This window comes from Streptomyces sp. CO7, assembly GCF_053474865.1.
Genome location: NZ_JBRIOU010000157.1, coordinates 1 through 389, shown reverse-complemented (window position 1 = coordinate 389; position 389 = coordinate 1). Strand labels below are relative to the sequence as shown.

General features: G+C 45.8%; 1 protein-coding gene. It reads right to left on the bottom strand.

Annotated elements, in window-relative coordinates; genetic code table 11:
* Positions 1-389 (bottom strand): condensation domain-containing protein (locus ACOV8S_RS31560; RefSeq protein ID WP_448321894.1); only part of this gene is annotated, 389 nt, incomplete at both ends.

Below are 389 nucleotides of genomic sequence, written 5' to 3'. Positions count from 1 at the left end.
AGTGTAAAAACGGTATCGAATAATGGATGACGGCTAAAATCCCTTGGCACATTCAGTTTTTCAAGCAGTCGTTCAAATGGATATTGCTGATGCTCAAATGCATGCATCGTCTTTTCCTTCACTTGCTCGATCAACTGCGACATGGTTTCATTCGGATCAACCTCGGACCGCAAAGCAAGTGTCTGGACAAACATGCCAATCATGTCATCCAAGTCTGCATGCACACGCCCCGCCGCCGGTGTTCCAACCACGAATTCCTTTTGACCCGTGTACTTCGCAAGCAATGTATAGTAAGCAGAAAGCAGAACCGTATACAGTGTCGTATGGTGTTTTGCCGCTAGCTCCTGTAATTGCCGCTTTAACGTTTCATTGATTTCTTTGATCACACG